Origin of the sequence: Rhizobium sp. 25PS6 (assembly GCF_032464655.1) — a bacterium.
In the GTDB taxonomy this organism is placed as follows: Bacteria; Pseudomonadota; Alphaproteobacteria; order Rhizobiales; family Rhizobiaceae; genus Rhizobium; species Rhizobium laguerreae.
The window spans coordinates 39,479-48,627 of sequence record NZ_JAWDIV010000036.1 but is presented as its reverse complement, the minus strand read 5'-3'; the positions used below and the strand labels follow the sequence as shown (position 1 = coordinate 48,627).

Below are 9,149 nucleotides of genomic sequence, written 5' to 3'. Positions count from 1 at the left end.
GCTTCCCAAACAGTAAAACATAAATTTGAGAGACAATTCCTGTGCTTGTCACAGGAATCCAGTGCGCCCAAGTCCTTGGGCGCGGGAGTTTCTTCTTTGCAGTAGAGTCATTCACGGCGCGGGCGCGCCGTGGCTAGATTCCTGTGACAAGCACAGGAATGAGGGAGGAGAAGTGGGCGCCTGCCGGTTCGCGCAAGTCGGCGGCAGCTTCAGGTTAGGTTGCGGTTGTCGAGCAGTTGCACCAACGGCAGCTTCGCGCCGCGGCGGTCTTTGCGGCGTCGTAAACTTTCTCTATTTCTTTCGTCGTTTCATCATGGCCTCCAAGGGTATCGCCAATGGGATGGGAAGCACTCGTGCAATGGGGTGAAGGCGCGGTTCGCATCGAACGGCTCACGGGTGGCGTTGCCAACGACGTGTGGAGCGTTCGCGTCCACGGGCAGCTCGCGGTCGCTCGTCTCGGTTCCAGGAGCGACGCTGATCTTACATGGGAAGCCGAGCTGCTCCAATACCTCGACCGCGAGGGCATGACCGTTCCGGTACCGATCCCGACGATTGACGGCCGGCTGTTCGTGGACGGTCTGGTGGTGATGAAATACATGGAGGGCGGACCGCCCGAGACCGGGTCCGACTGGCGTCGCGTCGCCGACACGCTGCGCGAGCTGCATCGGTTGACGCAGGGCTGGCCGCAGCGCCCAGGCTGGCGATCGTCGAGCGACCTCCTGCATACTGAGACCGGAACGAGGATCAACCTTACTGCGATGCCGCCTGAGGCTGTTATTCGATGTCGAGCAGCGTGGGCGCGGCTCACCGGGCGTCAGACATGCGTCGTCCACGGCAACCCCAACAGCCCCGGCAACGTCCGCATCACCGCAGATCGGGTCGCGTTGATCGACTGGGATGAGGCACATGTCGACGTCCCCGACCTTGACCTGGTGCTGCCAGACAACGCTGCCGGCCTCGACGACGGCGCGTATGACATCGCCGCGCAGGCCTCAGCCGCATGGGAAGCCGCCGTCTGCTGGCAGGACGAATACGCCGTCAGGCGGCTTGCCGAGGTTCGAGCGGTCTGAGCAGTTTGAGTTGAAGGCGAGCTGTCACACGCTCGCGCTGAGCGTGATGAGAAGTTCATCCAACTGCTCGAACTGCTCGGGCAGGGCGTCTTCCATGCCGACGAACGACTGGTCGAGCGCTTCCTTCGAGGGATAGAGTTCCCGCAGGACCAGCAGCGTCCTGCCGTCCTCTTCCTCGAAGGCCACGGTGGTGACGGCGCCCTCCTCCCCGCCTTCGTCATTGGTCCAGACGAGGCGCGATGGCGGCGACACGTCGAGATACTTGCCGAAGAACGCCATGGCGTCGGCGGCGTCGTGTCCGAACGTGATGCGATAGCTGCCCCCGGTGCGAACATCCATCTCGCAGGAAAGCAGGGGCACGCCCATCGACTTCGGCGCCCACCACAGCTTGAACAATTCGGGCTTGGTCCACGCGTCGAATACGAGGTGAACCGGGCCGTTGAAGGTGCGCGTCACCACGAGTTCAAGCTCGGATCTCCGTTCGACCACCGTGCGGCCGTTACTCGCTCTGTCCCCCATCGACTTTCTCCTTCCGTTTCAGGGCCTCGATGACGCCATCAAGCGCGTCGAAGCGTGCGCTCCAGATCTGGCGGCGCGCTTCGATCCAGTTCACCTCTTCCTCGAGCCCGCGTGAGCCCAGCCTGCAGGTCCGCACACGGCCGACCTTCTCCGTCGTCACCAGCCCCGCCTGCTCCAGGACGCCGATGTGCTTCTTCATGCCCGTGAGGGTCATGTGGAACGTCTCTGCAAGCTGCGTGATCGAAGCATCGGCACTGCCGAGCTGCTCCAGAACACCGCGTCGCGTGGCGTCCGAGAGCGCGGCAAAGGAGGCATCAAGGCGGGCTGTCGAAAACTGAACCATATAGTTCAGTATCTAGCATATGGGTCAACGTCATGCAATGGGGCCGAGATCGGCCGGAGGCTAGCGGCTAGCGGCTAGCGTTGGAAAGTGAGGTGGATGGTGCCGCTCGGTGACGTTTCCGCCTTGACGGTGTAGCCAGCTTCCAGGCCGCGCAGATCGTCCCACAGGCGGATGCCTCGCCCGAGCAAAATCGGCGTGATAGCAATATGAAGGCGGTCGACAAGGCCAGCTTTGAGATAGTCGCGAACGACGGTAGGACCACCGCCTATCCTCACATCCTTGCCGTTTGCGGCCCTCACGGCCTGCTGGAGCGCATCATCAGGGCTGGTATTGAGAAAGTGGAAAGTCGTGCCACCGACCATCTCCACGGAGGGCCGCGACTTGCGGGTGAGGACGAAGACCGGACAGCCGAACGGCGGCTCGTCGCCCCACCAGCCACGCCAGTTCGGATCGTCGGGAAAGTTGTGGAGACCGAACATGCCGGCGCCCATGATCTCGGCGCCCACATTCTCGAAATATTCCTTCGCATAGTCGTCGTCGAGACCTGTGGTCCCTGCTCCCGTCGTATCCTTGAGCATGCGCTCACGGAACGTTCGCGTTGCCGCATACGCGCCGACGAGACGCGGCCAGTCCTCGCCGAACGGGCTTTCGGGCGTCTGGTCCGTCGTTGTCGCGAAACCATCGAGCGAGATCATGAGATCGACACGAACTACCACTGGGAATCCTCCTTGCGGGTTATTTGCACCACAGCCGCCCTACCATTCAGGGCTGAATACTAAGGCAACTGCCTTCATATTTGGAGCCGGACACTAAGGCAAGTACCTTTTTATCCTTGACCGCCGCCACCGACCATTTTACGGATTAATATGCCTTACCACTCGACCCCCCTCGACCTCGCCTTTCACGCTCTCAGTGACCCGACCCGCCGTGCCGTGGTGTCGCGTCTGGTCGAGGGCGAGTTGCCGGTCAGCGCGCTTGCCGAGCCTTTCGACATGGCGCTGCCCTCCTTCGCCCAGCATCTCAAGGTGCTTGAGGATTGCGGGCTGATCGCCAGCGAGAAGCGCGGGCGCAGCCGCTGGTGCCGGCTGGTGCAGGCGCGTTTCGACGAGGCGGCGGACTGGATGGTATCGGAGCGCCGGCGCTGGACCGAGCGGTTGGATCGCCTGGAAGTCTACCTGGACAAAACCGAAGAGGATGATCAAGGACATGGCAAGCCTGTTTGAGACATGGTCGCTCGACCGCGAAATCGTGCTGGTGAAGCTGCTCAACCACCCGCGCGACAAGGTCTTTGCCGCCTGGATGGATCCCAAGGCGCTTGGCGAATGGTACGGCCCGGCCGGCCTCAGCATCGAGACCCACGAAGCCGATATCCGCGAGGGCGGGGTCTGGCGGTTCGACATGGTGGGCGTGTTCGAGGGCCGGGAGCAACGCTTCCCGAACCTCATGCGCTTTCTGGAGATCCTGCCGAACGAGCGGATCGTGATGGACTATGGCACACCCGATCCTGACGACCCCGACCGTTTCCGCGCCACGGTGACCTTCGACGAGCAGGCCGACGGCAAGACGGTGCTGACCATGCGCCAGCTCCACCCCAGCGCCAAGCGCCGTCAGGTGGTCATCGGCTTCGGCGCGGTGGAATACGGGCTGCAGACGCTGGATGGCCTCGCCGCCTGGCTGGACCGCTGAGCCTTGGCCGCGCGGTGCCGTCCGGGAGGGGACGGAGGCGCGGCCACAGGGAGCAAGCACGAGAGGCGACATCTCGGTCAACCCCTCGCCAAGTACTGTCATCCTCAATTTTGTTATGCCGGGAAGCAACTCTGCACTAGAAAGCGGCCATTTACTGATTTCACAAAGTACAATAGGGTGACAATCAGAGGGGAACGCAATGACGGACGGAACGGATATTCTTGATGCCGTCGTCGTCGGCGCCGGTTGGGCGGGGCTGGGCGTCAGTCATGCGCTGACGCAACGCGGCCTGCGTCATAGAGTGTTGGAGCGAGGTCGCATCGGCGAGACTTGGCGGGCCCAGCGCTGGGACTCCTTTCGGATAAACACACCCAACAGCCAAACCATCATGCCCGGGGATAGCTATGTCGGCCCCGATCCCGACGGTGCAATGACAAGCGGTGAGTTTGTCGCGCTGCTGGAGGACTATGCCGGCCGGCATGGCCTCCCGGTGGAAACCGGTACGCCGGTGACCGATCTTGTCGCGAGCGATGGCCTGTATCGGGTGGCCCTTCCGCGCGGCCCCCTTTGGGCGAGGAATGTGGTGATCGCGAGCAGCAACCAGAATTGCCCGGTGCGCCCGCCTTTCTCTGCCTTGTTGCCGCCCGAAGTCCAACAGATCGATGCATCGGCGTACCGCAACGCATCTGCTCTCGACAGTGGAGCCGTGTTGGTGGTCGGCAGCGCCCAATCTGGCGGCCAAATCGCCGAGGACCTGATCCAGGCAGGGCGAACCGTGTTTCTTGCAACGGGCCGGGTCGGCCGGCTGCCCCGAATGTACCGAGGTCGTCACATCAGTGTGTGGCTGGTTCTGAGCGGACGGATGGATATAACGCGCCGGGAAATTCTGGAACAGGGGCCGATCCCTGGAAGACCGCTCCAAGGAGCGCTCCATACGATCAGTCTGCAGTCCCTCAGCGCGCAAGGCGTTGTCCTGCTGGGCCGGCTCACGGGCGTCGATGGCGGCGGCTGCCTCTCGTTCAGCGACGATGCAGGAGAGCATGTTCGCCACGCAGACGAGGGCTCCGCTATGGTTCGCAGCCTGATCGATGAGTACATCGCCCGCAACGGGATCGATGCCCCGATGGCTGAGGCGGACCCGGCGGAGGTTATTGGTGCGCTTCTGCCGAATCCACCAATCCGATCAATTGATCTCGCCGCGCGGGGGATCACAACGGTGATCTGGTGCACTGGGTTCAGAGGGGATTTCGGGTGGGTGCGTGTTCCCGATGTGCTCGATGCACGAGGCCAGCCATTGCACGAGAACGGGTTCGCGAGCGTTCCTGGCGTCTATTTTGCCGGCCTGCCTTTCGCGATCTCGCGACGGTCGGGCACAATATTGGCAATCGAGGAGGAGGCAGCCCTGTTGGCCGACGATATCCGACGTCGTTTGGATGCCTGATGACGCTCGCCGGGACCGTCCATCGTCCCGGCCCTTGAGCCTGCCGTTCAGGCCGCGGCAGCCGCTCTGTTATTTTTGTTGCGGCGAAGCCTTCCCTCTGCCAGCAGTTCGCGGGTCTGCTGGAGACCTGCCCCGGCGCGTACGATCGGCGGCTCGCTGTTTATCTGGACCCGCCCATAGCAGGTACGATCTAACCCATCCGGATGATTGTAATCACTGGTCCGATCTGTAGTTTAGAGCAGGTTTCCGGCGACTCCGCGCGAAATGGTCGTCGATGGGGGCTCGATCTTCGCGACGAACTGTCCTTTCAAAGATCATGCCCGAAGAAAGCAGATGTGGCTGGTTTAAAGGAGCCTTCCTGGCTGGAGCAGCCTTGATCGGTCCGATAGGCTCCATGTGATCGGATGATGTTTGAAAGGTAACGACATGCGCAAAACACTGGCAGTCGGCCTGGCCGCCTTGATCGCCATCTACTTTCTCGGCGGCATGAGCGCGAGACATCAGATCTTTCCTTGGCCACAACTTTCCGCGCTGAAAAAAATGGTTGGCGGAGAGAAGGTGGCGGCTCCAAGCCGTTATACGTTCGACGACAAGGAACGGCTCATCGGGGATGAATCGAAAACGCTTGTGACCTGCCCGGCTCAGACCGACCGAACTGCTGTCCTGCTCATTCTTGGCCAATCGAACGCGGCCAACTACGGCGGACAACGGCACAGGTCGAATTATGGCGCTCGCGTTGTAAACGCCTTTGACAAACGCTGCTTCATCGCGGCGTCGCCACTTCTTGGATCGACCAATACCAGGGGAGAGTTTTGGACGCTGCTTGCGAACAATTTGATCGCATCAGGACAAAATGACAACGTCATCCTCGCACCTCTCGCCTATTCCGGATCTGAGGTCGCACGATGGGCGGCAGGTGGTGACTTCAATCCCGTGCTGGTCGATACAGTGAAAAAGCTTCAGGATTCCGGTTACCGGATAACCAACGTCCTCTGGGTGCAAGGAGAGGCGGACCTCGTTATCGGCACCCCTGCGGAGGCCTACCAGGAACGTTTCATGTCGATGGTCGACACATTGCGTCAGCACGGCGTCGAAGCACCTGTTTACATTTCGACCGCATCGAAATGCCTCGAACCGAGCAACGGCGGCTTCAAGGAGCATATTCCGGACAATGCGGTCGTGCGGGCGCAACTGGCCCTGTCAAAAAGCGGCCACGGTATCCGAGAGGGCGTCAATTCCGACGCGTTACTCGATGGAGACGACCGCTACGACGATTGCCATTTCGGGGCCACAGGCGGGGAGAAAGTGTCGCAGGCCTGGCTGAACCTTCTGCGCTCCGATGGCCACCTGGAAAGCTCGCGATAGTCTGGCCTGAACCGATTTTCGCGCCTTCGCGAGCCATATGGATGCCAGCAAGATTAACTCCCGCCCGGTGAGCGCTGCACCGGCAAGGCGCTTGTCCGCTTTGGCCGACAAGCGGCTCGGCCCATGGCCAGCCCCGTCCTTCGAGGCCCCTTCCGGGGCACCTCAGGATGAGGCTGGAGAGAGGTCGCGCCCTGGTTCAACGGGAAGCGAAGCGGCAGGGCACACCGACCAGCCCTCATCCTGAGGTGCGCAGGCCAAAGGCCGGAGCCTCGAAGGACGAGGGGGGTGGCGAGAGGCTGGAGAAAGGTCGCAGCCGTGTTGCTGTGTTGCGGCGATATTCAGAGCTTTCCCTCTGCCAGCAGTTCGCGGGTTCGCTTCAGCGTCGACAGCAGGGCGGCCTTGTAGCCGGTTTCGTCGTCGAATTGAGCCTGTTCGGCCTGCTCTTCCGGGCCGTTCGGCTGTTTGCCGCGCAGGCCGAGATAGCAGTAGAAGCGCAGCTGCAACTGACCGTCCTGATCCTCGAAAAGCTCGTTGACGATCGCTCCCTCGCGTGGGCCTGTGGCCTGAAAGAAGGTGACCTTGCTTTGCGGTTCCAGGGTGATGATCTCGCGCAGATCGTGCCCGGCAATCGTCGCCTCGCGCACGAAATGGGTCGGGCTTTCCTCGACGACATCGCAGCGGGTGCAGAGACCGGCGGGAAGAAAGAGCCGGGCGTCGCGTGCCTTGCGTTCGAGACCTTGCCAGGCCTCAGCGCGCGTCAACGGGGTTTCGCCGTCCGGGTTCACCGGAACCGTGGCGGTCGAATAGATCATGGTGATCGTCCTTTCGAGATCGCTATTGCTGCTTCAGGCGGAGGCAACGGTTTCCGAGGCGAAGGCGCGATAAGAGCGCAGCGGGCGGCCGAGCAGCTTTATCAGACGCTCGAGGTCGCCGGCCTCGGGCAGCATTCCGTCGGTCAGGAAGCGCTCGCCCATCAGCCGCATGTCGTAGGCCATCCAGGCAGGCATGAACTGCTTGAGATTCTGCTCGAAGCCCTCGGTATTGTCGCCGCCATAGGCGATCGGGCGGGCGAGCACGTCCGACCAGATGGCGGCAATATCGGCTCCGGTCAGAGTCTCCGGACCGACGAGGTTGATGCGGTCGAGCGGCAGCGGCTCCGCGGACTGTTCGCGGCGCAGCAGCTCCAGGGCGGCGATCTCGGCGATATCACGGATGTCGATCATGGCGAGGCCCTTGGCGCCGATCGGCATCGGGTAGGCGCCGTAGCCGGTGATGACGTCTTTGACCATCAGATCGTTCTGGATGAAGTAGGCCGGACGCAGGATCGTCGCCTTGAAACCCATCTGCTCGATCATCCGCTCGACGCCGAACTTGCCGGCGAAATGCGGCACGTTCACATAGAGGTCGGCGTGGATCACCGAGAGATAGACGATCCGCTCGATGCCGGCCGATCGGGCGACGTTCAGCGCAATCAAAGCCTGAGTGAATTCGTCCGGCACCACGGCGCTGAGCAGGAACAGCGTCGACACACCCGACATGGCGTTGCGCAATGAGTCGACATCGAGGAAGTCGCCCTGCACGACGCTGACACCAGCCGGGAAATCCGCTTTCGACGGGTCGCGGACAAGAGCGCGGACATCGGCGCCGCGCTTGACGAGGTGTTCGACGATTTGGCGGCCAACATTGCCTGTGGCGCCGGTGACGAGGATGGTCATGGTCTTTCTCCGTGTTGGGTTGCTTGACACCTCGAATATGTGTGGTTCACTGGCAGTCCGATAGACGGCGATTTTAGACAGACCGTCTCGCTGATGGAACGGACATGGATCTTCTTGCGCTTGCCGATTTCAATCTCGTCGCCCGCCACGGTGGCTTCGGCAAAGCGGCACGGGCGACCGGCCGGCCGAAGGCGACATTGTCGCGCCGTGTCGCCGAATTGGAAAGCGATCTCGCTCTGCGGCTGTTTGAACGGGGTGCGCGTAACCTGAAGCTCACCGAAGAAGGACGGGCGCTGTTCGAGCGGACCGGGGCGCTGCTTGCCGAACTGGACGAGACGGCTGCGGCGATTGCCTCAGGCGGTCAAAAACCCAAGGGCAGATTGCGGATCAGCGCCCCGTTGCATTTTTCCCAGACCGCCATGGGCAGGATCGCCGCCGGGTTTGCCCTCCGATATCCGGAGGTGAGGCTCGAGGTAACAAGTGAGGACCGGGCCGTCGATATGATCGAGGAAGGCTATGATCTGGTCATCCGGGTCAATCCAGATCCCGACGAAAGCCTGGTCGGACGGGCGTTTCTGCGCGACCGGCTGGTGGTGGTGGCAAGCCCCGATCTTCCCCGCCCGACCGGCGGACGCGCCGCGCCCGGCGTTGCGCGTGGCGCAAGCGAAGCGCAAACATGGCAGGTGAAGACATCGGGCGGCCGGTCGACGATCAGGATCGAGCCGGTCCTCACCTTGTCAACGCTCATCACCATCCGCGATGCGGTGCGCGCCGGCGTCGGCGCAGGCCGTCTACCCATTTCGCTGGTGAGCCACGACCTGGCGGACGGCACTCTGGTCAATTGGGGAGATATCGACGGCCCCGAAATCGCACTCTGGACGCTCTACCCCTCCAGGCGACTGCTCAGCGCGCGCGTCTCGGCGTTCCTCGACTTTCTGAAGCAGGCCTTCCCCAATGGCACAGCTGACGAGCTGGCCGCCTATATCGGCCGGTGATCACCGAAGCCGCTT

At 62.3% G+C, this 9,149-nt stretch carries 11 protein-coding genes; 6 read left to right on the top strand and 5 right to left on the bottom strand.

Translation table 11 applies throughout. The features are described from left to right. Positions 1 to 335 precede the first annotated feature (335 nt). The gene (locus RWK44_RS33975) at positions 336 to 1,070 is read left to right on the top strand and encodes a phosphotransferase enzyme family protein (RefSeq protein WP_131666386.1); all 735 of its coding nucleotides are present in this window, start codon (positions 336 to 338) and stop codon (positions 1,068 to 1,070) included. Positions 1,071 to 1,094: 24 nt separating this feature from the next. Here the strand turns inward: RWK44_RS33975 and RWK44_RS33970 are convergent, their stop codons facing one another. From RWK44_RS33970 to RWK44_RS33960, 3 genes are all read right to left on the bottom strand, one after another. Beyond that, positions 1,095 to 1,589: an SRPBCC family protein gene (locus RWK44_RS33970; RefSeq protein WP_316030095.1), complete on the bottom strand. Its 495-nt coding sequence runs from the start codon at positions 1,587 to 1,589 to the stop codon at positions 1,095 to 1,097. After that, positions 1,570 to 1,932 carry an ArsR/SmtB family transcription factor gene (locus RWK44_RS33965; RefSeq protein WP_316030094.1) on the bottom strand — a complete coding sequence of 121 codons (363 nt, stop codon included), beginning with the start codon at positions 1,930 to 1,932 and terminating at the stop codon, positions 1,570 to 1,572. The genes RWK44_RS33970 and RWK44_RS33965 overlap by 20 nt, the downstream gene beginning before the upstream one ends. Before the next feature lie 74 nt (positions 1,933 to 2,006). After that, on the bottom strand, positions 2,007 to 2,648 hold the full coding sequence (locus RWK44_RS33960; RefSeq protein ID WP_316030093.1) for a dihydrofolate reductase family protein: 642 nt from the start codon (positions 2,646 to 2,648) through the stop codon (positions 2,007 to 2,009). A gap of 150 nt (positions 2,649 to 2,798) precedes the next feature. On the opposite strand from RWK44_RS33960, the gene RWK44_RS33955 reads away from it, so the two are divergent. From RWK44_RS33955 to RWK44_RS33940, 4 genes are all read left to right on the top strand, one after another. Then, positions 2,799 to 3,155, top strand: a complete 357-nt coding sequence (locus RWK44_RS33955) for an ArsR/SmtB family transcription factor (protein WP_316030092.1) — start codon at positions 2,799 to 2,801, stop codon at positions 3,153 to 3,155. Further along, positions 3,139 to 3,618 (top strand): SRPBCC family protein, encoded by a 480-nt coding sequence (locus RWK44_RS33950; protein ID WP_316030091.1) that lies wholly within the window; start codon positions 3,139 to 3,141, stop codon positions 3,616 to 3,618. Before RWK44_RS33955 ends, RWK44_RS33950 begins: the two co-directional genes overlap by 17 nt. A 199-nt stretch (positions 3,619 to 3,817) precedes the next feature. Beyond that, a complete protein-coding gene (locus tag RWK44_RS33945) occupies positions 3,818 to 5,059 on the top strand; it encodes a flavin-containing monooxygenase (RefSeq protein WP_316030090.1) in 1,242 nt (413 codons plus the stop codon). Positions 5,060 to 5,485: 426 nt separating this feature from the next. Continuing rightward, positions 5,486 to 6,424, top strand: coding sequence for a sialate O-acetylesterase (locus RWK44_RS33940; RefSeq protein ID WP_316030089.1), 939 nt, complete (start codon positions 5,486 to 5,488; stop codon positions 6,422 to 6,424). 338 nt (positions 6,425 to 6,762) lie between these two features. On the opposite strand, the gene RWK44_RS33935 is transcribed toward RWK44_RS33940, so the two are convergent. Next, positions 6,763 to 7,236 carry an SRPBCC family protein gene (locus tag RWK44_RS33935; RefSeq protein WP_316030088.1) on the bottom strand — a complete coding sequence of 158 codons (474 nt, stop codon included), beginning with the start codon at positions 7,234 to 7,236 and terminating at the stop codon, positions 6,763 to 6,765. Positions 7,237 to 7,269: 33 nt separating this feature from the next. Further along, complete coding sequence (locus RWK44_RS33930; RefSeq protein ID WP_316030087.1) at positions 7,270 to 8,139, bottom strand: SDR family oxidoreductase; 870 nt, start codon at positions 8,137 to 8,139, stop codon at positions 7,270 to 7,272. A 104-nt stretch (positions 8,140 to 8,243) separates the two neighbouring features. Between RWK44_RS33930 and RWK44_RS33925 the strand changes: the two genes are divergently transcribed. Beyond that, positions 8,244 to 9,134, top strand: a complete 891-nt coding sequence (locus tag RWK44_RS33925; protein WP_316030086.1) for a LysR family transcriptional regulator — start codon at positions 8,244 to 8,246, stop codon at positions 9,132 to 9,134. The last annotated feature ends 15 nt before the right edge of the window (positions 9,135 to 9,149 follow it).